Below are 22,710 nucleotides of genomic sequence, written 5' to 3' on the forward strand. Positions count from 1 at the left end.
GCCTTTCCGCATCAGCCCGTGCCGCGCCTCGCCGCCGCCGTGCGGATCCTCCGCGTACGCCCGTGCTCGGCCAGGAAGGCGAGTACGGGGGCGGGGACGTCCGGAGTCTCGGTGAGTCTGCGGTGCAGCCAGTCCGAGGCGGAGGCCAGGGCGGCGGGGGCCCAGGGCCGGTCGGAGAGGGTGAGAGTGTGGAGAAGGGTCCATTCCTGGAGGCGCGTCACCAGGAAGGGGTCCTTGCCCATGACCTCGCGCAGTGGCTCCGCCCAGCTCTCCCACGCTTCCCCTGCCTCATGGACGGCCGGCGCCCTGCGGTCCAGATGACGGATCACCGCCGAACGCGCCATCTGGCGGTCCGGGTCCGTGAGGATGTGGCGGATCAGATCTGCCTCCTCCGCCGGTGACACCTCGCCGAGGGCACGGAGGTACTCGGCGAACCTCGCGTGTTCCGGCGGCTCGGAGTCGGACACGGGGCCGGTCACACGGCGTCAGTCCCCTCGAGGAAGGCAAGGAAGCCTGGGCAACGTCGACTTCGACAGCCTCTCCCCTCCCCCACCGCCGCCGCCAGCGAATTGCCGTACCCGCGTGCGTACGCCGGCGGCGGCGGCCGTTCTCAGCCGGTCAGGTGCGGGATGCCAGCTCCGCCCTGCCGAACAACAGGGCGTAGCCGGGCGGGAGTTGGTCCAGGACGCGGCTGGTCAGGTCCTCGCCGACCAGCTTCGGCAGGACGCTCAGGACCGAGCTGACGTCCCAGCGGGCCGTGGCGGGCGTGGCCCCCTCGATGCGGGCGGCGACCGTTTCCACGAATTCCGGTGCCGGCTGGGGGCGGGTCGCCGGGATCTGGGACGCGATCACTGCGGCCGCCTCCGTGGGGAGCGCCCGGGCGAGGGCCACGCGTTCGTCGCCGGTGACGTGGCCGCCGAGGGCGGACAGGACGATGCGGGTGATGCGTTCGGCCTCGGCGGTGGTCGTGTACTGGCCCGCCTCCTGCACGGCCGCGATCAGTTCCGCCCAGCCGTCGTCAGCGGGGGGACGCCTCCTGTGGGGGCGGGGGATCACGGTCCTCGCCGGCTGCGGGGTGGTCGTCGTCGCGGTCATCCTTCGGTGCTCCTCCTCTGGGGCCGGGTAAGCCTGGATCCGGTGTGTCCGGGGGCGGCGGGCAGGGGCGTGGGCGCGTCCCGTGGTCCAGGAGGACTCCGGGCCCACGGGACGCGGGGGGAGGGGGCGGTCGCGCGCCGGCTCGGCCGTTCAGCCGTTCAGCCGCTCAGCCGCTCAGCTGCTTGCGCCCGCTGTCGCCGCCGGAGATCTGGATCCGGCGCGGCTTGGCCTGTTCGGCCACGGGGATGCGCAGGGTCAGGACGCCCGCCTCGTACGAGGCGTCGATGCGGTCCGTGTCGAGGGTGTCGCCGAGGAAGAGCTGGCGGGTGAAGGTGCCCGTCGGGCGCTCGGCGACCAGCAGTTCCGCGCCCTCGGGGGCGGGGGAACGGCGCTCGGCGCGGACGCTGAGGACGTTGCGTTCGACGTCCAGCTCGATCGTCTCGGGGTCGATGCCGGGGAGGTCGAAGTGGACGATGAAGTCGTCCCCGGACCGGTAGGCGTCCATCGCCATCGCGGCGGGTCGGTTGGCGGTGCCGAAGACCTGCTGCGCGAGTCGGTCGAATTCGCGGAACGGGTCGGTTCGCATGAGCATCACGGTCCACTCCTCTCTTCAGGAACTGTGTGCGATGCCCTTACGAGTACTTATATAACTCCGAGGAGGAAACTTGACAAGCCTCGACTCAGGTTCGATGCGGGGCCTGGCCTGAGCGTTAGCCTCGGGACGACGGACGGCTCTCAGGCTGAGGAGGCGGGATGGCGAAGGTTCCCAGTGCGGTGATCGCCGCGGGTGGGCTCGTCGGTGGGTACGGCGTGGCGCGGTGGACGAAGAAGCGGCAGCTCGGCGGGGTCGTCCTGGCCGCCGCGGGGGCCGCTGCCGCGCAGCAGTGGCGGCAGGCGGCCGGCGGGAAGGCCGCGGGGGCGCTGACCGCGGCGTACGTCGCCGCCTTCGCCGGGTCGCATCCGCTGGCCAAGAAGGTGGGCGCCTGGCCGTCGGTGTTCGGGGTCGCGGGTGCCGTGGCGCTGGCCTCGTGGGCGGTGGCGGACCGGCGCGGCTGAGCAGCGCGGCTGAGCAGCGCGGCTGAGCGGCTGAGCTGCCGCCCCGCTTCGGCGGCGTGGCTGCGTCCCCGCGCGGCCGACCGGCGGGCCTGAGCCTCGCAGGGCTCGGGTCAGCCCGTCACGAGCCTGCGCCGCCTCTTGCATCGGGCCCGGCGCCCGCCCCCTGCACCGAGACTCGCGCGGCCCCCTGCACCGAGCCCGGCGCCGTCCCCTGCACCGAGCCTTGCGCAGCCCCTTCCACCGTCCCCGACCGGAACGCCCGCCGATACCCCTGCGGGCTCGTCCCCACCACCCGGCGGAAGCGTTCCCGGAAGGCCGTCGGGGAGCCGAAGCCCGTCCGGGCGGCGATCCGTTCCACCGGGTACGCCGTCGTCTCCAGCAGGTACTGCGCCCGCCGCACCCGGGCCCGGTGCAGCCACTGCAGCGGTGTCGTGCCGGCCTGTTCGCGGAAGCGGCGGTTGAGGGTGCGGGTGCTCATGCCGGCGTGGGCGGCGATGTCGTCCAGGGTGAGGTCGCGGTCGCAGTGTTCCTCCAGCCAGCGCAGCACCGGTTCGAGGGTGGCTCCGGCGGGGGCGGGCGGCAGGTCGTGGACGATGAACTGGGCCTGGCCGCCCTCCCGTTCGAGCGGCATGACGGACATGCGGGCGGCCTGGGCGGCCACGGCCGAGCCGTGGTCCTTGCGGATCATGTGCAGGCACATGTCCAGGGCCGCGGCGGCGCCCGCGGAGGTGAGGAACTGGCCGTTGTCGACGTAGAGGACGTTCGGGTCGACGGTCACCTTCGGGTAGCGCTCGGTCAGGTCGCGTGCCGCGATCCAGTGGGTCGTCGCGCGCAGGCCGTCGAGCAGGCCCGTCGCGGCGAACAGGAACGCGCCGACGCAGATCGAGGCGATGCGCGTACCGTTCGCCGCCGCGTCGCGCAAAGCCTCCGTGACGCCGGCCGGCAGCGGGTCGGGCGGGTTCTCCACGCCGGGCAGGATGATCGTGTCCGCCTCCGCGAGGGCCTCCAGCCCGTACGGCGCCCGCACCGTGAACGCCCCCGCGCTGACCTCGCCCGCGGGGTACGGCGAGCAGACCCGCACCCGGTACGCCTCCCGGCCGTCGGGCAGCCGCGCCCAGCCGAAGGCGTCGATCGGGGCGGACAGGTCGAAGGGGATGACCCCGTGGAGGGCGAGGACGGCGACGGTGTGCATGGCGGGATCGTAGGCGTGCGACGGATTGCGGCCAACCCCGTCCACCGGTCCGTCCACCGGTCCCTCCACCGGTCCGTCCACCGGTCCCGTCCACCGGTCCCGTCCACCGGTCCGTCCACCGGTCCCGTCCACCGATCCCCTCCACCAGCCCGTATGCCATCTGCCGCTGCCCGTCCGCCGCCGCCCAGGCCCCTGGCGGAAATCCGTTGCTCTCTGGCATTCCCGCCACTTCTGCAAGATCCTCGGCCCGCCTACCGTCGGCCCGTGACCAAGTTCCTCCTCGCCGTCCATGTCCTCGCCGCGATCGTCGCGATCGGTCCCGTCACCGTCGCCGCCAGCATGTTCCCGCCCGCCGCCCGCCGGGCCCTGGCCGCACCCGACGACACCCGCGCGACCGAGACCGTACGGCTGCTGCACCGCATCTGCCGGGTGTACGCGGGCGTCGGCATCGCCGTCCCCGTCTTCGGGTTCTTCACGGCGAGCGCGATGGGGGTGATGGGCGACGCCTGGCTGATCGTGTCGACGGTGCTGACCTTCCTGGCGGCGGTCGTCCTCGTCGTCCTGGTGCTGCCCCGTCAGGAAACGCTCGTCGAGGGCGACGGGACGCGGGAGGCGACCGTCCAACTCGCCATGTTCACCGGGGTGTTCAACCTGCTGTGGGCGGTGGTGACGGTGCTGATGATCGTGCGGCCGGGGTCTACGACCGGCGCGTAGACGGAGCAGACGGAGCAGACCGAGTAGTCGGAGGTGTGGACGGGGCGGGGACGGGGGCGGGGACGGGCGCGTTGACTGGCTTCGGCGCCCAGTTTTCGTTATCGGCCCGCGATCCCGTACGTCTCCCGGGGCATGTACGGGACTCGACCTCGACAGATCAGCCGCCGGAGCATGCTGAAGGCCGCGGGCGTGGCGGCCGGAGCCACCGCCGTGGGTATCGGTGCCACCGGGACCGCGTCCGCCGCCGGCACCGCCGCCTACGCCCACCCCGGGCTGCTGCACACCCGCGCCGACCTGGACCGCATGGCCGCCAAGGTGAAGGCGGTCGCCGCGCCCTACGTCGCCGGATACGCCAAGCTGACCGCCAACCGGCACGCGCAGAGCGGCTGGACGGCCAATCCGCAGGCGACCGTGTACCGGGGCTCGGGCAGCCCGCAGAACTACCGGACCCTCTACAACGACGTGCACGCCGCCTACCAGAACGCCCTGCGCTACCACGTCGGCGGCGACACCGCCCACGCCGACACGGCCGTCGCGATCCTCAACGCCTGGTCGGCGAAGCTGACTTCGCTCGCGGGCTCCGCCGACCGGTTTCTCGCTGCCGGGCTGTACGGCTACCAGATCGCCAACGCCGCCGAACTCGTCCGCGACCGCGACGACTTCGAGCTCGAGCGCTTCCAGAAGATGCTGACCGGCGTCTTCGCGCCGCTCAGCGAGAGCTTCCTGAAGGACCACAACAACGCGGTCGTCACCAACTACTGGCCCAACTGGGACCTCACCGCCCTCGCCTGCGTCCTCGCCACCGGCATCTTCTGCGACGACAGCGCGCGGGTGGAGCGGGCCGTGGAGTACTTCAAGAACGGCGCGGGCCTCGGCTCCGTCAAGAACGCCATTCCCGTCGTCCACGACGACGGCCTCGGCGAGTGGCTGGAGGCCGGGCGCGACCAGGGCCACGCCCTGCTCGGCGTCGGCCTCATGGGCACCGTCTGCGAGATGGCCTGGAACCAGGGCATCGATCTCTACGGCTACGACGACAGCCGCTTCTTCAAGGGCGCCCAGTACGTGGCCAAGTGGAGCCTCGGCGGGGATGTCGCCTACACGGCCAACACCCGCAAGAAGGGGGCGATCGGCGGCTGGTCGGGGACGGAGACCGCCTCCGACGCGGCCGCCGTCGATCCGACGATGACCCGTCCGATCTGGGCGATGATCGCGAACCACTACACCAAGCGGCGTGGGCTGTCCGCCCCGTACCTCACCCGTATCGCCGCCAAGGCCGCCCCCGAGGGCGGTGGCGGCGACTACGGGCCCAACAGCGGCGGCTACGACCAACTCGGCTTCGGGACGCTGGCGTTCACGCGGGACAAGTCGGCGGGGACCTCCGGTGGTGGGGGCGGGGTGCCGTCGCCGTCGGCCTCGGAGGCCGCTGCGGCGTCCGACTCCTCGGCGAGCCCGTCGGCGTCGGCGTCGGCTTCGGCGTCCGGCTCGAGCGCCGTGGCCGGGTCGGCCCCCAGCCCGGCCGGCGGGAGGAGCGGCGACCTCGCCTCCACCGGCTCCACCGATGTCGTCGCCTGGACCGCCGCGACGGGGGTCACCGCCCTAGCGGGCGGGCTGCTGTTGCTGCGGCGGAGGGGGCGGACGGGGGGCGGGGCCCACAGCAAGTAGGCCCCGTGGCGGCTGGGGCGGAGGGGGTCGGCTGAGCCAGGGTTTCCTCGCCCCCGCCGCCCCTACCCTTCCCGACCTCCAGGGGCTCCGCCCCTTCAACCCCACCAGGGGGCTCCGCCCCCTGAACCCCCAGCGGGGCTCCGCCCCTGAACCCCACGCAGGCCTCCGCCTCTGAACCCGCGCGGGCCTCCCCCTGAACTTCCAGCGGGGCTACGCCCCTGCACTCCACGCAGGGCTCCGCCCCTTCGACCTCACCAGGGGGCTTCCGCCACCTGACCCCCGCAGGCCGCACCCCCTGCACTTCACACGGGGCCACTGCCGCCACTGCGCCCCGGCCGGTTGCGCCCCTGCAGGCGGTTGACACGTCGGCCAGGGGCGCTGGCCGGGGCCATCACGGTTGTCTTCGGGCGCTGCAGTCCTCGGGGCCCGGCCGTTACGCCGTCGCTGTCTTCGGGCCCAGTGGGCCCCCGGGGCCCTGCGAGCCCCGAGGCCCGCGCGTCCCTCCCCCGCCGGTTGCGCCCCTGCGGCAGTTGGAACGCCGGGCAGGGGTGCACTTCGGGGCCGGGCCGTTACGCCGTCGCTGTCTTGGGGCCCTGTGGGCCCCCGGGGCCCTGGGAGCCCCGAGGCCCGCGCGTCCCTCCCCCGCCGGTTGCGCCCCTGCGGCAGTTGGAACGTCGGCCAGGGGTGCCGCTCGGGGCCCGGCCGTTACGCCGTCGCTGTCTTCGGGCCCTGTGGGCCCCGGGGGCCCTGGGAGTCCCGTGAGCCGGGCGTTCCGGCGGCTGTCACCTTCGTCCTTGCCTTTGTCGCCGCCGCTGTCAGGGGCTTGGCGATGTCCTCCAGGGAGCGGCGTTCGGCGTGGACGGCGAGGAAGGCGGCGACCAGGCCCGCCGCGCACATCAGGGTGGCGCCGATCTGGAAGGCGAGGACCGTGTCGCCGACCTTGCCCGTGCTGGTGAGGTCGGCGAAGAGCAGGGGGCCGCTGATGCCGCCGGCGGCGGTGCCGAGGGCGTAGAAGAAGGCGATGGACATCGCGCGGGTCTCCATGGGGAAGACCTCGGAGACCGTGAGGTAGGCGCTGGAGGCGCCCGCCGACGCGAAGAACAGCACCGCGCACCAGCAGGCCGTCAGGGTGCTCGCGCTCAGCGCACCCTGGTCGAACAGCCAGGCCGTGCCGAAGAGGAACAGGCCCGAGAGCAGGTACGTCGACGAGATCATCACCCTGCGGCCGACCGTGTCGAACAGCTTGCCCAGCAGCAGCGGGCCGCAGAAGTTGCCGAGGGCGATGACGGCGAAGTAGTAGCCGGTGTCGCCGCTCGGCACGTCGAAGAACGTCGTCAGGATCGCGCCGAACCCGAAGGTGATCGCGTTGTAGAGGAAGGCCTGGCCGATGAAGAGGGAGAAGCCGAGGATCGCGCGCCGGCGGTACTCGGAGAAGACCGTGCGGCCGATCTCCACGAAGGACACGCTGCGGCGCTGGTGGATGGTGATCTCGCCCTCGGCCGGCGGCAGCGGCTCGCCCTTCTCGGCCTCGACCTGCCGTTCGATGGCGGAGACGATCCGTTCCGCCTCGCCGTCCCGGCCGTGGATCAGCAGCCAGCGTGGGCTCTCCGGGACGTGTCGTCGTACGAGGAGGATCACCAGGGCGAGGACGGCGCCGAGGGCGAACGTCAGACGCCAGCCCACGTTCGCCGCGAAGACGTCCGTGTTCAGCGCGACGATCGACAGCAGCGAACCGCCGACCGCGCCCAGCCAGAAGCTGCCGTTGATCATCAGGTCGACGCGGCCCCGGTACTCCGCCGGGATCAGCTCGTCGATCGCGGAGTTGATCGCCGCGTACTCACCGCCGATGCCGAAGCCGGTGAGGAAGCGGAAGAGCAGGAACCACCAGGTGTCGAAGGAGAACGCGGTGAGGGCGGTGGCCGCGAGGTACACCGCGAGCGTGATCATGAAGAGTTTTTTACGACCCCAGCGGTCGGTCAGCCTGCCCCAGAAGAGGGCACCGACGCAGGCACCCGCCACGTACAGCGCGGCCGCGATGCCGGTGACCTCCCCGGAGGTGATCGGCAGTCCGCTGCCCGGCTCCGACAGCCGGCTCGCGATGTTGCCGACGACCGTGACTTCGAGGCCGTCGAGGATCCACACGGTGCCGAGACCGATCACGATCGTCCAGTGCCAGCGCGACCATGGGAGACGGTCGAGACGGGCGGGGATGTTCGTGGTGACGGTTCGGCCGGTCGCTGCCTGTGCGGCGGTGCTCATGGGCTCCCTCCTCGTCGAGCGGAACCCCGGTCGGGTGCCCCGAGGAGGAGTGGCTACGCCCCCAGCCCCCGGCTCACCGTATAGATCAACAACCCCGCCAACGACCCCACCACCGTGCCGTTGATCCGGATGAACTGCAGGTCACGGCCGATGTGTGCCTCGATCTTGCGGGTCGTGTGCTCGGCGTCCCAGCCGGCCACCGTGTCCGTGATGAGGGAGGTGATCTCCTTGCGGTACGTCGTCACGACGTGCACCGCCGCGCCCTCGACCCAGCTGTCGACCTTGTCCTGGACCTTCTGTTCGGTGGCCATGCGCGTGCCCAGGGAGAGCAGGGCGGCCCGCACCCGCAGGCGCAGCTCGCTGCGCTCGTCCTCCGCCGCCGACACGATCATGGCTCGTACGGCGGTCCAGGCGGAGGCGATGAGGTCCTGGACCTCACCGCGGCCCAGCACCTCGCCCTTGAGCCGCTCCACCCGCGCGCGCGTGTCGGTGTCGGACTGCAGGTCGGAGGCGAAGTCGGTGAGGAAGCGGTCCAGGGCACCACGGGCCGGGTGGGACGGCATGTCCCGGATCTCCGCGCAGAACCGCAGCAGCTCCTTGTAGACGCGCTCACCGACCTTCCGGTCGACGAACCTCGGCGTCCAGCCGGGCGCGCCGCCCTGCACCGCGTCCATCACGGAGTCGGCGTGCAGCACCAGCCAGTCGTGCGCCCGGGTCACCACCAGGTCGACGGCCCGGCGGTGACCGCCGTCCGCGACGATCCCCTCCAGCATCTTCCCCAGCCCCGGCCCGACCTCCTGCGCGTCCGCCCGCCGCGTGATCGCCTCGCCGACCACCGCCTGCACGTCAGAGTCGCGCAGCACCGTCAGCGCGCCCCGCAGGGCCGTCGCCAGCTCCGACGTCACCCGGTCCGCGTTCCCCGGCTCCGCCAGCCACGCGCCCAGCCGGCTGCCGATGCCGACCGCGCGCAGCCGCTGCCGTACGACGTCCTCGGAGAGGAAGTTCTCACCGACGAAGTCGCCCAGGGTGACGCCCAGCTGGTCCTTCTTGGTGGGGATGATCGCCGTGTGCGGGATGGGCAGGCCCAGCGGATGGCGGAAGAGCGCCGTGACCGCGAACCAGTCGGCGAGCGCGCCGACCATGCCGGCCTCGGCGGCCGCCGCCACATACCGCGCCCAGGCGCCGGCGCCCTGATGGGAGGCCCACTCGGCGAGGACGTACACCACGGCCACGAACAGCAGCATCCCGGTCGCGGTGAGCTTCATCCGCCGTACCCCGCGCTGCCGCTCCTCGTCGGCGGCGCTGAAGACGGTCATGGCGCGGGCCGCACCCAGCACCTTTTCTTCCGCTTCTACCGTTTCCGTACGATCCATCCACTCCACCCGTTCCGGATCCCCCGCGTCACCCACGCAAACATTGTCCCTACATGACCGACTCCTGGAACAAAACAAGAGTTCCCGGCGTCTATCAGCCGGGGGAGCTCAACGGTGACCTCCTGCATGTCTTTTCGGAGCCTCGCCGCTCCCTCGCCTAGGAGAACCACACCCGCATGACCAAGCCTCATCACGGTTATGCCCTGCTGTCCGCGATCATCGCCGTGATCGTGGCCCTTTCAGCAGCCATCTACATAGGGGTCGACGCCGGACACGGCCGTACCGAGGACACCCTCGCCGCACCCCGCTCGGCCCACAACCCCGCCGCCCCCGTCTCGACCGGCGTCTGGGTCGGCACCTGGGCCGCCGCCCCCGTCGGCGGCGAGCCCCTCACCGAGACGGACGGCATGGCGGGACGCACGGTCCGCAACGTCGTCCACACCAGCGTCGGCGGCACCAGCGCCCGCATCACCCTGTCCAACCTCTACGGCACCCAGCCGCTGACCGTCACCGCCGCCACCCTCGCCGTCGCGGCCGGCGACGACACCCCCGCCGCGGCCGCCGGCACCCTGCGCCGGCTCACCTTCGGCGGTGCCCTCACGGTCGTCGTCCCGGTGGGCGGCCAGACCGTCAGCGACGCCGTCGCCCTCGCCGTCCCCCAGGACTCCGACATCCTGGTCAGCACCTACACACCCACGTCCTCCGGCCCCGTCACCTTCCATCCGCGCGCCCGGCAGACCAGCTACGTCGCCGACGGCGAGCACACCGAGGACACGACAGGAGCCGCGTACACCGGGCAGAGCGCCTACTGGCGTTACCTGACCGCCCTGGACGTCCTCAGCAACGAGGCCGACGGCACCGTCGTCGCCTTCGGCGACTCCATCACCGACGGCGTCACCTCCACCATGAACGCCAACCGCCGCTGGCCCGACGTGCTCTCCGACCGGCTGCGCGCCGCGCTCGCCTCCGGCGCGGACGCGCCCCGCTACGGCGTCGTCAACGAGGGCATCAGCGGCAACCAGGTCCTCGCCGACGGACGCGGCCGGCCCGCGAACAACCCCAGCGGGCTGGGACGCTTCGAGCGGGACGTCCTCGGCCGCCCGAACGTCAGGGTCGTCGTCATCGACCTCGGCGTCAACGACATCCTGCGCAACCGCACCCTCGCCGATCCCGACGCCGTCCTCACCGGCCTGCGCACCCTCGTCGACCGCGCCCACGCCCGCGGCATCAAGGTCGTCGGCACCACCCTCATGCCCTTCTACGGCCACCGCGGCTACACCGTCGCCCGCGAGGGCGTCCGCCGGCAGATCAACGAGGGCATCCGCTCGGGCTCGGTCTTCGACGAGGTCGCGGACGTCGACAAGGAGCTCCGCGATCCTTACGACCCTCGGCGCCTGCGCTCGGACTACGACTCGGGGGACCATCTGCACCCCAGCGACAAGGGGTACCGGAGGATGGCGGAGGTCATCGAGCTGGGGCAATTGGAGGGGGCGGCGCCAGCGCGGCTGTAGCGGGCGGGTCGGGCTGATCCGTACACGGAAAACGGCCTGCGCATCATTCCTTCGATTCGCAGGCCGTTTGATGTGCGGCGGAAGGGATTCGAACCCTCAAGCCCGATCAAGGGCCACAGATCCTAAGTCTGCTGCGTCGCCGTTGCGCCACCGCCGCTAGCCGCCTGCCATCGTACCGGGAGTCGTCGGCCGCCTTCTGCCGCCCCGGCACCAGCGCTTGGCGTAGGCGCTTTGTCGCCGTCCGATGGTTCCTCTTGTGCTGTACCGGAACATCCTCAGGCCGTTTGGCATTCGGGGCCGGCCTTCCCCGCTGGTGCGCCTGCCCCAGGCAGTGTGCCGTCGTCAGGTGGTCGTCGATGATCCACTGCCGCAGCTTCTTCCGCTGCGCCGCGCTGTTCCTGCGGCCCAGGCGACGCAGCACCTCCGTGATGGAGGTTCTCCGTCCGCCACGAAGCGACTGTGCTGGTCGCAGCCGTGAACGAGTGGCTGTGACCAGCACCGTCGCAACGGCCCTCAGACGACGTCGAATTCGTTGCCCTCGGGGTCCTGCATGGCGGCGGCGTAGAGCCCCATGTCCGGCTCATCCTTGATCCGCAGCACGGTGGCACCAGCTTTGACCAGCCGTTCCACCGTAGCCTTGACCCGCTGTGTGCGGACGTCCAGTGGGACGTCACGGCCACCGCCGACCTTCAGGTCGAAGTGCCACCGGTTCTTGGCGACCTTCGGCTCCGGAACCTGTTGGAACCACACCCTCGGTCCACGTCCCACGGGATCGATGATCGACTCCGCAACATCCCCGGCGCCGGCCGGCAACTCTGCCTCGGGCACCCCCACCGCCGCCCAGTAAGCACGCCACGTGGCATGCCCGCCCGGCGGAGGCTCAGGCACGTAGCCCAGGGCCTCGGCCCAGAAAGTCACCATTCTCTGCGGATCGGAGCAGTCGATCGTCAGCTGCACTGTCATCTCCATGCTCGGAGCATCCCAGGCAGGTCTGACAGACGATCCACTTGCGCAACAGGCCCTTAGCCCTGCGGGATGTCCTTGAGGAACAAGATCCCGTCGCTGTCCGCCAGGTGGGCCGGGTCGAGCGAGGCGTAGCCGAACCAGGGGGATACGCGAGGCGCGGGCCGTGTGTCGCCGAGGGCGGTGGCCAGCCGCGGGGCGTCGATGACGCAGCGGTCCGCCGGGAGGGCGTACAGGAGTCCTTCGACGGTGTCCGGCGGCGGCGTGTCCACTCCCTCGTGCCGGATCGTGCCGAGGGCCGTGGCCACGAAGGCGTACTCCTCGCCGAGCTGGGCGCTCACGAGCGCACCGGCGCTCCACCACTCCACCGGCCCCTCCCACATCTGCATCGCGCTCTTCTCCCGCTGGAGATGGGAGTTGTGGGCATGGACGAGTGCCGGGCCACGAGCGGCGACGGCGAGGAGGTTGTGGGCCATCATCGAATCCCGCAACGCGCACAGCCGCGTCATGCGGGCCGGTGAGGTGTCGGCCATCCAGTAGTGGTAGCGCAGCAGGCCGGTGGCGGTGCGCCCGTACAGGCGCGCCCGGTCCCAGTCGTCCCGCGAGGTCGCCGTGATCAGGTGCGGCGTCTGCTGGTCGAGCAGCGCCACCAAATCGTCGGCGAGCAGCCGCAGCCGGCCGGCCTCGGCCGACTGCCCCACGGACTGGGCTGGGTCCATCATCGCGGCGGGATCGGTCCACCGGTCGTCGGTGCCGAGCAGGTGGTCGAGTGTGTCCGCGGTGCAGGGGAGCAGGTCCGCGTCCACCCGGGCCGCGAGGTAGCCGTGGAGTGCGGTGAGGGCCTGCCGGGGGCTCGCGGCGTGGGTGATCTCCAGCGGGCCGTCGAAACCGGCGAAGCGGAGCCGCTCGGACGCGGGCCGGCCGTCGTTGTCGGCGCGGACGTTGTAGGCGCGCATCCAGCGCACGAGCTCGCGGTTGGCCGCAGACGCGCCGAGCCCAAGCTCCGGATGGCTGAACCCGTGCTCCATGACCTCGTCGAGGGTGCCTGTGCCCGAGGTGACGTAGTCGTCCACGACCAGGCCCATCATGCAGTCGCTCTCGATCGCGATGGTCCGGTAGCCCTCCTGCTCGACGAGCTGCTGGAAGAGCTCGTTGCGCACCTCGAGCAGAGCGTCCTCGCCGTGGGTGGGCTCGCCCAGGGCGAGCACCCGGGGCCGGGCCGGGAGCAGCCTCATGACGGCGGCAGCCTCGACGGCATGGGCGGTGTCCTTGATGTCGGTAACCATGCCTTGAACGCTATCGTTGAACCTTCGGTGGAAACTTTTGCGCGATACCGTCAGCACCATGGTGCGAAACCTTCAAAGCGGCGAGCGGCTCAGGCCGGTTGATCTGGCGCGCGGGCACGGTCTGTCCACGCAGGCGATCAGGAACTACGAGGAGGCCGGCATCCTTCCGGCTGCCGGTCGCACACCCCACGGTTACCGCATCTACACCCCGCTGCACGCGGGAGCCCTGCGCGCGTTTCTTGCCCTGGTGCCCGGCCACGGCCACCAGACGGCAACGTCGATCATGCGGGCGGTGAACCGGGGCGCGGTCGACGAGGCGTTCCGCCTCATCGACGAAAGCCACGCCCAACTGCTCGACGACCGGCGGACCCTCCATGCCGTGGAGAGCGCCCTCAGCGAGTTGGGGCGCACGGGGGCGTCCGAGCCCGAGCCGACCGCGGTGCCCGGGGCCGACGGCACCTTCATCGGGCCGCTGGCGGGGAAGCTCGGGATCCGACCCGCGACGCTGCGCAAATGGGAGCGGGCCGGGCTCGTGCGCCCACGCCGCGACCCGCAGACCGGCTACCGCATCTACGACGAGGCCGACGTCCGGGATGCCCGGCTGGCCCACCAGCTCAGGAAAGGCGGCTACCTGCTGGAGCAGATCGCCCCGCTGATCGCCCAGGTGCGGGCGGCCGGCGGGCTGGAGCCGCTGGAGACAGCCCTGCGCGAATGGCACGGTCGGCTGTCCGCCCGCGGACGGACGATGCTGGCCGGAGCCGCAGAGCTGGAAGCGTACCTACGTGAGCGGACCAACTGGGGCCCTCAGAGGTTGGACAACACCTACTAGGTCACGCCGAGGAACTCGGCGCCCCAGGCGGCTTGGTCCGCCCGGGGCGCGAAGGGTTTGTGGGGGCCGGACACGGATCCGCCAACAGTGTCGGTCATCCCGGCAGGGACCGCTCACCAGCGGAAAGGGGCGTCCTCAGATCCCCAGGTCCTTGATGATCTTGGCCACGTGCCCCGTCGCCCGGACGTTGTACAGCGCCCGCTCGACCTTGCCCTCCTCGTCCACGACGATCGTGGAGCGGATGACGCCCATGTAGGTCTTGCCGTAGTTCTTCTTCTCGCCGAAGGCGCCGTAGGCGTCGAGGGCCTTCTTGTCGGGGTCGGCGAGGAGGGTGACCTTCAGGGATTCCTTCTCGCGGAACTTGCCCAGCTTCTCGGGGCTGTCCGGGGAGATGCCGATGACGTCGTAGCCGGCACCGGCCAGGAGGTCGAGGTTGTCGGTGAAGTCGCAGGCCTGCTTGGTGCAACCGGGGGTCAGGGCGGCCGGGTAGAAGTAGACGATGACCTTGCGGCCCTTGTGGTCCGACAGGGACACCTCGTTGCCGTCGGCGTCGGGGAGGGTGAAGGCGGGGGCCACGTCCCCGGGCTGGAGTCGCTCGCTCATCGGTCCAGCGTAACCGGGGGTCCTGGCGGTGCAGGCACCCGTGGAGCTGACAGACTGTCCGCATCAAGTATCGGCAACCCAGCAACAGGCATCGGCTGACTTCGGAGGCCCTACCGTGGCGGACACGTCGGACACCAGAACCCCGGCGCAGATCGAGGCGGACATCAGGCGCCGCCGAGAAGTGCTGGCCGAGACGCTCGACGAGATCGGGGTGCGGGTGCATCCGAAGACGATCGTCGGGGATGCCAAGGCCAAGGTCGTCGCCAACGTCGACCACACCATCGGGAAGGCCTACGTCCAGGTCAACCGGGTCGTGACCGATGTGAAGGCGCAGTTCGTGGACGAGAAGGGCGCGCCGCGGCTGGAGCGGGTCGTGCCGGTCGCGCTCGTCGTCGTGGGGGTCGTGGGGCTGCTGGCCCTGGGTACCCGGCGTCGTAAGGGCTGACCCGGGAGAGTCCCCGTCCGGCCGAGGCAGGTAGGTTCAAAGGCGTGAGCGGTAACAGAGACGAGCACAGCAGCCAGCACGACAAGCTCCCCATCCGGATGCTGCACGACCGTGTTCTCGTGCGGCAGGACACCAGTGAGGGCGAGCGGCGTTCCGGTGGCGGGATCCTGATCCCGGCGACGGCGGCCGTCGGTCGTCGGCTGGCGTGGGCCGAGGTCGTCGCGGTGGGGCAGAACGTACGGACCGTGGAGCCGGGCGACCGGGTTCTGTTCGACCCGGAGGACCGGGCCGAGGTGGAGGTGCGGGGTATCGCGTACGTGCTGATGCGCGAGCGTGATCTGCACGCGGTGGCGGCGGACCGGTTCGAGGGGTCGGAGGACTCCACCGGCCTGTACCTCTGATCGGCTCGAAAGCTCGAAGCTCGAAAAGGGGCTGGTGACCATGGTCACCAGCCCCTTTCTCATGGGCGCCGACGGGCGCCGACGGCTACTCGTCCAGTGGCCTGCGCGTCGTGAGCTGTGGGCTGGTGCCGCCGCCGCCCGGCAGGCCCGTCGCGCCGCCGTCGCTCGTTCCGCCGTCCGTGGTCGTGCCGCCGTCGTCGGTTTCGCCCGTGGTGCCGCCGTCGTCGGTTTCACCCGTGGTGCCGCCGTCGGTCGGGTCTCCCGTGGTGCCGCCGGTCGATGTCTCTCCCGTGGTGGTGCCGCCGTCGGTGGTGCCGCCCGTGGTGCCGCCGGTCGTCGTGCCGCCGTTGGTCTGGCCCTGGGTCCGGCCCTGGTCCTGGCCAGGGGTGGACTGGCCGGCCGAGGGGTCGTCGTCCTCGGGCTCGGTGGTGTTCTCCTGCGAGGGCTCGGTGGACGGGTAGGCGGTCTCCTCGGAGCCTTCCTGGAGCTGGAGGTTGAAGTCACTGGGTGGGGTGTCCTTCAGTGCCTCCTCGGTGAACTGGGCCCAGATCTTCGTGGGCGCGCCACCGCCGTTGATGCGGTCCAGGCCCATCACGCCGTACAGCGACTTGTGGGCGGCGGTGACCGGGTCCTGGCCCATCACGGCGACGACCGTGGCGAGGTCGGGGGTGTAGCCGGCGAACCAGGCGGCGGTGTCCTCCTCGGCGGTGCCGGTCTTGCCGGCGGCGGGGCGGCCGATGGCCAGGGCCTCGGTCGCGGTGCCGTTCTGGACGACGCTGCGCAGGATCGAGGTGGTGGTGTCGGCGGCCTCGCGGCTGATGACCTGGGAGGACTTGCGCTCGGGCAGCTCGATGACGTCCGAGCCGTCCTTGGTGATCTTCTCGATCATGGTGTAGGTGCCGTGCTTGCCGTGGTTGGCGAGGGTCGCGTACGCCTCCGCCATGTCCAGGACGCTCGCGGTGGCGGTGCCGAGAGCGATCGACGGGTACGGGTTGAGGTCGGGGGTGTTGGTGGGCAGGCCGAGCTCGATCGCGGTCTGCTTGACCTTCTCGGGGCCGACGTCGACGGCCATCTGCGCGTACACGGAGTTCACCGACTTGTCGGTGGCCTCGCGCACGGTGATGTCGCCGTAGGACACGTCGTCCTCGTTGGCGGGGTCGTAGGCGCCGCTCCAGCCCTGGACGGGGCGCTTGTTGGTGCCGTCGTAGATGGTGTTGGGGGTGATGGTGCGACCGTCCTGGGTCTCGGAGCCGTTCTCGACGGCCGAGGTGAACACGAACGGCTTGAAGGTGGAGCCGACCTGGAAGTCCCGGCGGGTGGCGTTGTTGGTGTACTGCTTGATGTAGTCGATGCCGCCGTACATGGCGAGGACCTTGCCGGTCTTGGGGTCGACCGCGGCGCCGCCCGCGCGGACGTAGGTGTCGACCTTGCGGTCCTTGTCGAGCTTCTTCATCAACTGGTCGTCGACGGCCTCGACGAAGGCGTCCTGCTTCTTCTTCTCCAGGGTGGTGGTGACGCGGTAGCCGCCGGCGTCGAGCTCGTTCTCGTCGACGATCTTGTTCTGGATCAGGTAGTCCTTGATGGCGCGGACGATGTAGCCGCGCTGCCCGGACATGCCGATGTCGGTGCCGGTGGTCTCCCGCGGGTTGGGGAACTTCATGCCGGCCCGCTCGGACTTGCTCAGCCAGTTCTTGGTGACCATGCCGTCGAGGACGTAGTTCCAGCGGGCCTCGGCGGCCTTCCTGTTCTCGGGGTGCGCGGTCACGTCGTACTCGCTCGGCGCGTTGACCAGCGCGGCGAGGTAGGCGCCCTGGGCGGCGGTGAGTTCGGCGGCGTCGATGCCGTAGTAGGCCTGGGCGGCGGCCTGCATGCCGTAGGCGTTGCGGCCGAAGTAGCTGGTGTTGAGGTAGCCCTCGAGGATGTCGTCCTTGGACTTCTCGCGGTCCAGCTTGATCGCGATGAAGAACTCCTTCACCTTGCGCGTGACGGTCTGTTCCTGCGCGAGGTAGTAGTTCTTGACGTACTGCTGGGTGATCGTGGAGCCGGACTGCTTGCCCTTGCCGGTGGCGGTGTTCCAGCCGGCGCGGAGCATCGCCTTGGGGTCGACGGCGGACTCGGTGTAGAAGTCGCGGTCCTCGGCGGCCAGGACGGCGTGCTGGGCGGCCTTGGAGATCTGCGCGAGGCCGACGTTCTCCCGGTTGACCTCGCCGTCGCGGGCGATCTCGGTGCCGTCGGCGTAGAGGTAGACGTTGCTCTGCTTGGTGGCGAGCGCGTTGGCCGGCGGGATCTTGACCATCGAGTAGCCGAGGAAGAACAGGCCGAAGAGCAGCAGGACTCCGAGGACGAAGGCGCCGAGCACCATCCGCCAGGTCGGCAGGAGGCGGCGCCAGCCCGTGCGCCTGGGCCGCTTGGGCTTCTTGCCGTCCGCCGGCTCGGCCGCCTCGGGCTCTCTGGATGCCGCCCAGCCCTCGGTCGGCTGCTGCGGCTGCGGCTCGTCGCTCATGTGTAGCTCGGACTCCTGTGTCGCGTCGTACGTTCCCGTACGCCTCGTACGCCTTCTGCGCCCCCTGTTGAAGACTCTCGCACCAAGCGTTCCGTTCCCGACAATCGGCGCGTGTTGCGTCACCCGTCGTGCCGCGGAAAACGCGTGGCACACGACCGCACCGGCGCACTAGGCTCCTGCGCTTCGGTGTCGGGAGGTCCGGGAGGACGGTTGCCGTGGGTTCGGCGCGGTTGTACGCGGCCGTCGCAGCAGGGGGTTTCCGAAGGTACGCGACCTATCGGGCGGCCACGGCCGCGGGGGTGTTCACCAATACCGTTTTCGGCCTGATCCTCGTCTACACATACCTGGCGTTGTGGGACGAGCGGCCGCACCTCGGGGGCTACGACCAGGCGCAGGCGGTCACGTTCGTGTGGCTGGGGCAGGCGTTGTACGCGACGCTGGCGATCCAGGGCGGCGGCTTCGAGACGGAGCTCATGGAACGCATCCGTACGGGTGACGTCGCGATCGATCTGTACCGGCCGGCCGACCTCCAGATGTGGTGGCTGGCGAACGACGTGGGGCGGGCGCTGTTCCAGTTGCTGGGGCGCGGGGTGATCCCGTTCGCGTTCGGGGTGCTCGTGTTTCCCACGGCGCTGCCGGACGATGCGGGGACGTGGCTGGCGTTCCTGGTGACCGTCCTGCTCGCGATGGTCGTCAGCTTCGCGATCCGTTTCCTGGTGGCGCTGAGCGGGTTCTGGCTGCTGGACGGCACGGGTGCGCTGCAGGTGCTGATGGTCACCGGCATCTTCTGCTCGGGGATGACGCTGCCGCTGAACGCGTTCCCGGGGCCGCTCGGTGACATCGTGCGGGCGCTGCCGTGGGCGGCGCAGCTGCAGATGCCGGCCGATGTGCTGATGGGAGAGGCCGATCCGCTGCCCGCCTTCGCCTTCCAGGCGGCGTGGGCGGTGGTGCTGCTGGCGGCCGGGCGGCTGGTGCAGTCGGCGGCGACCCGGCGGGTGGTGGTCCAGGGTGGGTGAGAAGAGCAGGGCACGGGAGGGGCTGCGGGCCTACCGGCTGATCGCCGGGATGTGGATCCGCTCGACCATGGCCTACCGGCTGTCGTTCGCGATGACCGCGTTCGGCGGTGTGGTGGTGACCGGGCTGGACTTTGTCGCGATCTTGCTGATGTTCTCGCAGGTCGATGTGCTCGGCGGCTACACGCTGCCGGAGATCGCCTTCCTCTACGGGCTGTCCGCGACGTCCTTCGGGTTCGCGGATCTGGCGATCGGCTCGGCGGGCCGGCTGGGCGCGCGGGTGCGGGACGGCACGCTGGACACGCTGCTGGTACGACCGGCGCCGGTGCTGGCCCAAGTCGCGGCGGACCGTTTCGCGCTGCGCCGGATCGGCCGGATCACCCAGGGGGCGCTGGTGCTGGGGGGTGCGCTGGTCGCGCTGGACGTCGACTGGACGCCGGTGAAGGTGCTGCTGGTGCCGGTGATGCTGGTGTGCGGCGGGGTGATCTTCAGTGCCGTGTTCGTGGCGGGTGCGGCCTTCCAGTTCGTGGCGCAGGACGCGTCGGAGGTGCAGGCCGCGTTCACGTACGGCGGTCAGACCCTGCTCCAGTACCCGCCGACCGTCTTCGGCAAGGAGCTGGTGCGCGGGGTGACGTTCATGTTCCCGCTGGCCTTCGTCAACTGGGTGCCCGCCGCCTACGTGTTGGGGCGGCCGTATCCGCTGGGGCTGCCGGAGTGGGCGGCGTTCGCGCCGCCGCTCGTGGCGGTGGCGTGCTGCGCGTCGGCCGGGCTGGCGTGGCGGGCGGGGCTGCGGTCGTATCGGAGTACGGGGAGTTAGGGGTCTGTCATGGCGGCGGCGTTCATCGAACTGGACCGCGTGGAGAAGGTCTTCGACGTGCGGAAGAAGACCGGTTTCCTCAAGCGGGAGCGGCGGCAGGTGCGGGCGGTCGACTCGATCTCCTTCACCGTGGCGCGCGGCGAGATGGTCGGCTACATCGGGCCGAACGGCGCCGGGAAGTCGACGACGATCAAGATGCTGACGGGGATCCTGACCCCGAGCGGCGGACGGCTGCGGGTGGCGGGCATCGACCCGTCCCGGGAGCGGACGCGCCTGGCGCACCGCATCGGGGTGGTGTTCGGGCAACGTACGACCCTGTGGTGGGACCTCCCGCTGATCGACTCCTACCGGCTGATGCACCGCATGTACCGCATCCCGGACGGCCGTTACCGCGAGAACCTCGACCGGCTCGTGGAACTCCTCGACCTGTCCGCCCTGTTGGACGTGCCCGTACGGCAGCTGTCGCTGGGTCAGCGGATGCGCGGCGACATCGCGGCGGCCCTGCTGCACGATCCCGACGTCCTCTACCTCGACGAGCCGACGATCGGCCTGGACGTCGTCTCCAAGGGGCGCGTGCGGGAGTTCCTGCGTGAGCTGAACGCCGAGCGCGGCACCACGGTCCTGCTGACCACCCATGACCTCCAGGACATCGAGCAGCTCTGCTCCCGGGTGATGGTCATCGACCACGGGCGCCTGGTGTACGACGGTGCCCTCACCGGGCTGCACGAGGCGGGCGAGAGCGAGCGGACCCTGGTGGTGGACCTGGAGCGGGAGCTCCCGCCGATCGAGGCGGGCCCGGCGGCCCGGGTGGTACGGGTGGACGGGCCCCGGCAGTGGCTGGCGTTCCCCGCGTCGGAGTCGGCGGCGCCGCTGGTCGCGCGGATCGCGGCGGCGTATCCGCTGGTGGACCTGTCGGTGCGGGAGCCGGACATCGAGGCGGTGATCGCGAAGATGTACGCGGAGCGGGCGGAACAGGCGGACCGGGCCGGGAAAGCGGCTTCCTGAACGGCGGGGCTCCTCCGTGGCCCTCGCACAGGTGAACTCGTAGGCTGCTCTGTATGACCGACGACGCAGTCCCGGACCTCCGTGCCTCCGACACCGATCGTGAACGGGTCGCCGAGGTTCTGCGGGACGCCCTCGCCGAGGGCCGGCTCGACATGGCGGAGTTCGAGGAGCGGCTGGAGGCGACGTACCAGGCGCGGACGTATGGCGAGCTGGCCCCGATCACGCGTGACCTGCCGGTCTCGGACGTTGCCGCGCCGCCCGCCGTGTCCCTGCGCAAGGGGCCGCAGCCGGCCGGGAGTTGGGCCGGGCGGATCGTGGGCGGCGAGGGGACGTCGACCTGGGCCGTGGCCGTGATGTCCGGCTTTCAGCGCAAGGGGCGCTGGACGGTGCCTCGGCGTTTCACCTGCTTCGCCTTCTGGGGCGGCGGGGAGCTGGACCTGCGCGAGGCGAACTTCGCCGACGGCGAGGTCGTGATCAGCTGCGTGGCGATCATGGGCGGGATGAACATCATCGTGCCGCCGGGCGTCGAGGTCGACGTGCGTGGCATCGGCATCATGGGCGGCTTCGACGACGGCGAGACGGGCATCCCCGGCGACCCCGGCGCGCCACGGGTGGTGGTGACCGGGTTCGCCTTCTGGGGCGGGGTCGGGGTCGAGCGCAAGCTGACGCGCGAGGAGCGGAAGCTGGCGAAGCTGGAGCGCAAGCGGGTCCGTGAGGAGGAGCGGCGGGCCAGGCTGGAGCGGCGGCAGGCCCGTGATGAGGAACGCCGGGCGCGGCGGGAGCTGCACGGCGGCGACCTCCACGGGGACCGGGAGGACAGGCGGGGGCACCTGGGGCACTGAACCGGCGTACTGCTGCTGGGGGTGAGGGTGCGCGGCCCGGCGCTGAGGGGGTGCCCCGGCCGTTGTCAGCCCAGCAACTCCCGCACCACCGGCACCAGCGCCCGGAACGCCTTCCCCCGGTGGCTGATCGCGTTCTTCTCCTCCGCCGTGAGCTCCGCGCAGGTACGCGTCTCCCCCTCCGGCTGGAGGATCGGGTCGTAGCCGAAGCCGTTCGTGCCGGCCGGGGCGTGGCGGAGGACGCCGCGCAGTTGGCCTTCGACCACCCGCTCGGTGCCGTCCGGCAGGGCGAGGGCCGCGGCGCAGGCGAAGTGGGCGCCGCGGTGTTCGTCCGCGATGTCCGAGAGCTGGGCCAGCAACAGTTCCAGGTTCGCCCGGTCGTCGCCGTGCTTGCCGGCCCAGCGGGCCGAGAAGATCCCGGGGGCGCCGTTCAGGACGTCCACGCACAGACCTGAGTCGTCGGCGACGGCGGGCAGGCCGGTGGCCTGGGCCAGGGCGTGGGCTTTGAGGAGGGCGTTCTCGGCGAAGGTGACGCCCGTTTCCCTGACGTCGGGGACGTCGGGGTAGGCGTCCACGCCGACGAGGTCGTGGGGCAGGCCTGCGTCGGCGAGGATCGACCTGAGTTCGGTGATCTTTCCGGCGTTGCGGGTGGCGAGGATCAGGCGGGTCATGGCCCCCAGTATCGCGGGGGCCGGTGCCCGTGGTGCGCTACGGGGTGCAGACCTTCGTCAGTTCGCCCGCCGCGTCCGTGACCGGGGAGAGGTCCGGGGTCTCGTCGCCGTTCTTCACCGCCGTACGGACGTTGTCGACGGCCTTGGTCAGGTCGTCGACCGCCTTGTTGACGTCGGCGTTGTCGGTCTTGTCGCCTATCTGGTCGAGGTTCTTGTCGATGGAGTCGAGGGACTCCTCGAGCTGGGTGGGGTCGTTCGACGCGCTCTCCACGGCCTGCTGGAGTTCGGTGACGCTGTCGGCGATGGCGTCGGCGGTCTGGACGCAGTCGAGTGCCTTGTTGACGGCGTCGCAGCCGGTGGTCGTCAGTCCCACGGTGAGGGCGACGGCCGCCGTGGCGGCGGCGATGGCGGTACGGCGGCCTCGGTGTCGTCGGCTAGCGGCCATGGACATGGCGGTGTTCCTCCCCTTGTGC

General features: G+C 71.1%; 23 protein-coding genes and 1 tRNA gene. 11 read left to right on the top strand and 13 right to left on the bottom strand.

The annotated features are described in order from the left end of the window. Positions 1-11 precede the first annotated feature (11 nt). From IE263_RS32925 to IE263_RS32935, 3 genes are all read right to left on the bottom strand, one after another. Positions 12-479, bottom strand: a complete 468-nt coding sequence (locus IE263_RS32925) for a hypothetical protein (protein ID WP_189941506.1) — start codon at positions 477-479, stop codon at positions 12-14. A gap of 139 nt (positions 480-618) precedes the next feature. Continuing rightward, positions 619-1,095 (bottom strand): DUF2267 domain-containing protein, encoded by a 477-nt coding sequence (locus IE263_RS32930; RefSeq protein WP_189941507.1) that lies wholly within the window; start codon positions 1,093-1,095, stop codon positions 619-621. 166 nt (positions 1,096-1,261) lie between these two features. Continuing rightward, entirely contained in the window at positions 1,262-1,687 is a 426-nt protein-coding gene (locus IE263_RS32935) for an Hsp20/alpha crystallin family protein (RefSeq protein WP_189941584.1), read from the bottom strand. Between the two features lie 161 nt (positions 1,688-1,848). Here IE263_RS32935 and IE263_RS32940 point away from each other — a divergent pair, with 161 nt between their 5' ends. Next, a complete protein-coding gene (locus IE263_RS32940; protein WP_189941508.1) occupies positions 1,849-2,151 on the top strand; it encodes a hypothetical protein in 303 nt (100 codons plus the stop codon). A gap of 118 nt (positions 2,152-2,269) precedes the next feature. Here IE263_RS32940 and IE263_RS32945 read toward each other — a convergent pair whose 3' ends face one another. Further along, entirely contained in the window at positions 2,270-3,343 is a 1,074-nt protein-coding gene (locus IE263_RS32945) for a GlxA family transcriptional regulator (protein WP_189941509.1), read from the bottom strand. A gap of 264 nt (positions 3,344-3,607) precedes the next feature. On the opposite strand from IE263_RS32945, the gene IE263_RS32950 reads away from it, so the two are divergent. Then, on the top strand, positions 3,608-4,057 hold the full coding sequence (locus IE263_RS32950) for a hypothetical protein (protein WP_189941510.1): 450 nt from the start codon (positions 3,608-3,610) through the stop codon (positions 4,055-4,057). Positions 4,058-4,228: 171 nt separating this feature from the next. Further along, a complete protein-coding gene (locus tag IE263_RS32955; RefSeq protein WP_189941511.1) occupies positions 4,229-5,719 on the top strand; it encodes an alginate lyase family protein in 1,491 nt (496 codons plus the stop codon). 705 nt (positions 5,720-6,424) lie between these two features. Here the strand turns inward: IE263_RS32955 and IE263_RS32960 are convergent. Beyond that, positions 6,425-7,978 (bottom strand): MFS transporter, encoded by a 1,554-nt coding sequence (locus IE263_RS32960; protein WP_189941512.1) that lies wholly within the window; start codon positions 7,976-7,978, stop codon positions 6,425-6,427. A 53-nt stretch (positions 7,979-8,031) separates the two neighbouring features. Continuing rightward, a complete protein-coding gene (locus IE263_RS32965; protein WP_189941513.1) occupies positions 8,032-9,351 on the bottom strand; it encodes a DUF445 domain-containing protein in 1,320 nt (439 codons plus the stop codon). Positions 9,352-9,527: 176 nt separating this feature from the next. Between IE263_RS32965 and IE263_RS32970 the strand changes: the two genes are divergently transcribed. After that, positions 9,528-10,862, top strand: coding sequence for an SGNH/GDSL hydrolase family protein (locus IE263_RS32970; protein ID WP_189941514.1), 1,335 nt, complete (start codon positions 9,528-9,530; stop codon positions 10,860-10,862). A 73-nt stretch (positions 10,863-10,935) separates the two neighbouring features. Here the strand turns inward: IE263_RS32970 and IE263_RS32975 are convergent. From IE263_RS32975 to IE263_RS32985, 3 genes are all read right to left on the bottom strand, one after another. Beyond that, positions 10,936-11,019 (bottom strand) — tRNA-Leu (locus IE263_RS32975). Positions 11,020-11,375: 356 nt separating this feature from the next. Then, entirely contained in the window at positions 11,376-11,831 is a 456-nt protein-coding gene (locus IE263_RS32980) for a VOC family protein (RefSeq protein ID WP_189941515.1), read from the bottom strand. Positions 11,832-11,884: 53 nt separating this feature from the next. After that, positions 11,885-13,111: an erythromycin esterase family protein gene (locus IE263_RS32985; protein ID WP_189941516.1), complete on the bottom strand. Its 1,227-nt coding sequence runs from the start codon at positions 13,109-13,111 to the stop codon at positions 11,885-11,887. Positions 13,112-13,169: 58 nt separating this feature from the next. On the opposite strand from IE263_RS32985, the gene IE263_RS32990 reads away from it, so the two are divergent. Beyond that, positions 13,170-13,940: a TioE family transcriptional regulator gene (locus IE263_RS32990; protein WP_189941517.1), complete on the top strand. Its 771-nt coding sequence runs from the start codon at positions 13,170-13,172 to the stop codon at positions 13,938-13,940. 135 nt (positions 13,941-14,075) lie between these two features. Here the strand turns inward: IE263_RS32990 and bcp are convergent, their stop codons facing one another. After that, positions 14,076-14,543: a thioredoxin-dependent thiol peroxidase gene (bcp, locus tag IE263_RS32995; protein ID WP_189941518.1), complete on the bottom strand. Its 468-nt coding sequence runs from the start codon at positions 14,541-14,543 to the stop codon at positions 14,076-14,078. Positions 14,544-14,658: 115 nt separating this feature from the next. Here bcp and IE263_RS33000 point away from each other — a divergent pair, with 115 nt between their 5' ends. Both IE263_RS33000 and IE263_RS33005 read left to right on the top strand, forming a co-directional pair. Next, positions 14,659-14,988: a DUF3618 domain-containing protein gene (locus tag IE263_RS33000; RefSeq protein ID WP_189941519.1), complete on the top strand. Its 330-nt coding sequence runs from the start codon at positions 14,659-14,661 to the stop codon at positions 14,986-14,988. Positions 14,989-15,086: 98 nt separating this feature from the next. Beyond that, positions 15,087-15,389, top strand: a complete 303-nt coding sequence (locus IE263_RS33005; protein ID WP_189941586.1) for a GroES family chaperonin — start codon at positions 15,087-15,089, stop codon at positions 15,387-15,389. Between the two features lie 85 nt (positions 15,390-15,474). Here the strand turns inward: IE263_RS33005 and IE263_RS33010 are convergent, their stop codons facing one another. Continuing rightward, positions 15,475-17,892 (bottom strand): transglycosylase domain-containing protein, encoded by a 2,418-nt coding sequence (locus tag IE263_RS33010; RefSeq protein WP_189941520.1) that lies wholly within the window; start codon positions 17,890-17,892, stop codon positions 15,475-15,477. Positions 17,893-18,107: 215 nt separating this feature from the next. Between IE263_RS33010 and IE263_RS33015 the strand changes: the two genes are divergently transcribed. Genes IE263_RS33015 through IE263_RS33030 form a run of 4 tightly spaced genes read left to right on the top strand, consistent with a single transcriptional unit; the run spans position 18,108 to position 21,569 of the window. After that, positions 18,108-18,908, top strand: a complete 801-nt coding sequence (locus IE263_RS33015) for an ABC transporter permease (RefSeq protein WP_229911299.1) — start codon at positions 18,108-18,110, stop codon at positions 18,906-18,908. A 49-nt stretch (positions 18,909-18,957) separates the two neighbouring features. Next, a complete protein-coding gene (locus IE263_RS33020; RefSeq protein ID WP_189941590.1) occupies positions 18,958-19,722 on the top strand; it encodes an ABC transporter permease in 765 nt (254 codons plus the stop codon). A 9-nt stretch (positions 19,723-19,731) separates the two neighbouring features. Next, positions 19,732-20,727: an ABC transporter ATP-binding protein gene (locus IE263_RS33025; RefSeq protein ID WP_189941521.1), complete on the top strand. Its 996-nt coding sequence runs from the start codon at positions 19,732-19,734 to the stop codon at positions 20,725-20,727. A gap of 53 nt (positions 20,728-20,780) precedes the next feature. Continuing rightward, the gene (locus IE263_RS33030) at positions 20,781-21,569 is read left to right on the top strand and encodes a DUF1707 SHOCT-like domain-containing protein (RefSeq protein WP_189941522.1); all 789 of its coding nucleotides are present in this window, start codon (positions 20,781-20,783) and stop codon (positions 21,567-21,569) included. Between the two features lie 65 nt (positions 21,570-21,634). On the opposite strand, the gene rdgB is transcribed toward IE263_RS33030, so the two are convergent. Beyond that, the gene (gene rdgB / locus IE263_RS33035; protein WP_189941523.1) at positions 21,635-22,237 is read right to left on the bottom strand and encodes an RdgB/HAM1 family non-canonical purine NTP pyrophosphatase; all 603 of its coding nucleotides are present in this window, start codon (positions 22,235-22,237) and stop codon (positions 21,635-21,637) included. A 37-nt stretch (positions 22,238-22,274) separates the two neighbouring features. After that, complete coding sequence (locus IE263_RS33040; RefSeq protein ID WP_189941592.1) at positions 22,275-22,682, bottom strand: hypothetical protein; 408 nt, start codon at positions 22,680-22,682, stop codon at positions 22,275-22,277. Between the last annotated feature and the right edge of the window lie 28 nt (positions 22,683-22,710).

Origin of the sequence: Streptomyces aurantiogriseus (genome assembly GCF_014649375.1) — a bacterium.
Classification (GTDB): Bacteria; Actinomycetota; Actinomycetes; order Streptomycetales; family Streptomycetaceae; genus Streptomyces; species Streptomyces aurantiogriseus.

Bases quoted from the DNA above. Each gene is read 5' to 3' on its own strand.
- IE263_RS32955 (WP_189941511.1), top strand. From the start codon at position 4,229: ATGCTGAAGGCCGCGGGCGTGGCGGCCGGAGCCACCGCCGTGGGTATC.
- IE263_RS32960 (WP_189941512.1), bottom strand. From the start codon at position 7,978: ATGAGCACCGCCGCACAGGCAGCGACCGGCCGAACCGTCACCACGAAC.
- IE263_RS32985 (WP_189941516.1), bottom strand. From the start codon at position 13,111: ATGGTTACCGACATCAAGGACACCGCCCATGCCGTCGAGGCTGCCGCC.
- IE263_RS33005 (WP_189941586.1), top strand. From the start codon at position 15,087: ATGCTGCACGACCGTGTTCTCGTGCGGCAGGACACCAGTGAGGGCGAG.
- IE263_RS32935 (WP_189941584.1), bottom strand. From the start codon at position 1,687: ATGCTCATGCGAACCGACCCGTTCCGCGAATTCGACCGACTCGCGCAG.
- IE263_RS32930 (WP_189941507.1), bottom strand. From the start codon at position 1,095: ATGACCGCGACGACGACCACCCCGCAGCCGGCGAGGACCGTGATCCCC.
- rdgB (WP_189941523.1), bottom strand. From the start codon at position 22,237: ATGACCCGCCTGATCCTCGCCACCCGCAACGCCGGAAAGATCACCGAA.
- IE263_RS32990 (WP_189941517.1), top strand. From the start codon at position 13,170: ATGGTGCGAAACCTTCAAAGCGGCGAGCGGCTCAGGCCGGTTGATCTG.
- IE263_RS33010 (WP_189941520.1), bottom strand. From the start codon at position 17,892: ATGAGCGACGAGCCGCAGCCGCAGCAGCCGACCGAGGGCTGGGCGGCA.
- IE263_RS33040 (WP_189941592.1), bottom strand. From the start codon at position 22,682: ATGGCCGCTAGCCGACGACACCGAGGCCGCCGTACCGCCATCGCCGCC.
- IE263_RS32965 (WP_189941513.1), bottom strand. From the start codon at position 9,351: ATGGATCGTACGGAAACGGTAGAAGCGGAAGAAAAGGTGCTGGGTGCG.
- IE263_RS33020 (WP_189941590.1), top strand. From the start codon at position 18,958: ATGTGGATCCGCTCGACCATGGCCTACCGGCTGTCGTTCGCGATGACC.
- IE263_RS32970 (WP_189941514.1), top strand. From the start codon at position 9,528: ATGACCAAGCCTCATCACGGTTATGCCCTGCTGTCCGCGATCATCGCC.
- IE263_RS32940 (WP_189941508.1), top strand. From the start codon at position 1,849: ATGGCGAAGGTTCCCAGTGCGGTGATCGCCGCGGGTGGGCTCGTCGGT.
- IE263_RS33030 (WP_189941522.1), top strand. From the start codon at position 20,781: ATGACCGACGACGCAGTCCCGGACCTCCGTGCCTCCGACACCGATCGT.
- IE263_RS32945 (WP_189941509.1), bottom strand. From the start codon at position 3,343: ATGCACACCGTCGCCGTCCTCGCCCTCCACGGGGTCATCCCCTTCGAC.
- IE263_RS33025 (WP_189941521.1), top strand. From the start codon at position 19,732: ATGGCGGCGGCGTTCATCGAACTGGACCGCGTGGAGAAGGTCTTCGAC.
- bcp (WP_189941518.1), bottom strand. From the start codon at position 14,543: ATGAGCGAGCGACTCCAGCCCGGGGACGTGGCCCCCGCCTTCACCCTC.
- IE263_RS32980 (WP_189941515.1), bottom strand. From the start codon at position 11,831: ATGGAGATGACAGTGCAGCTGACGATCGACTGCTCCGATCCGCAGAGA.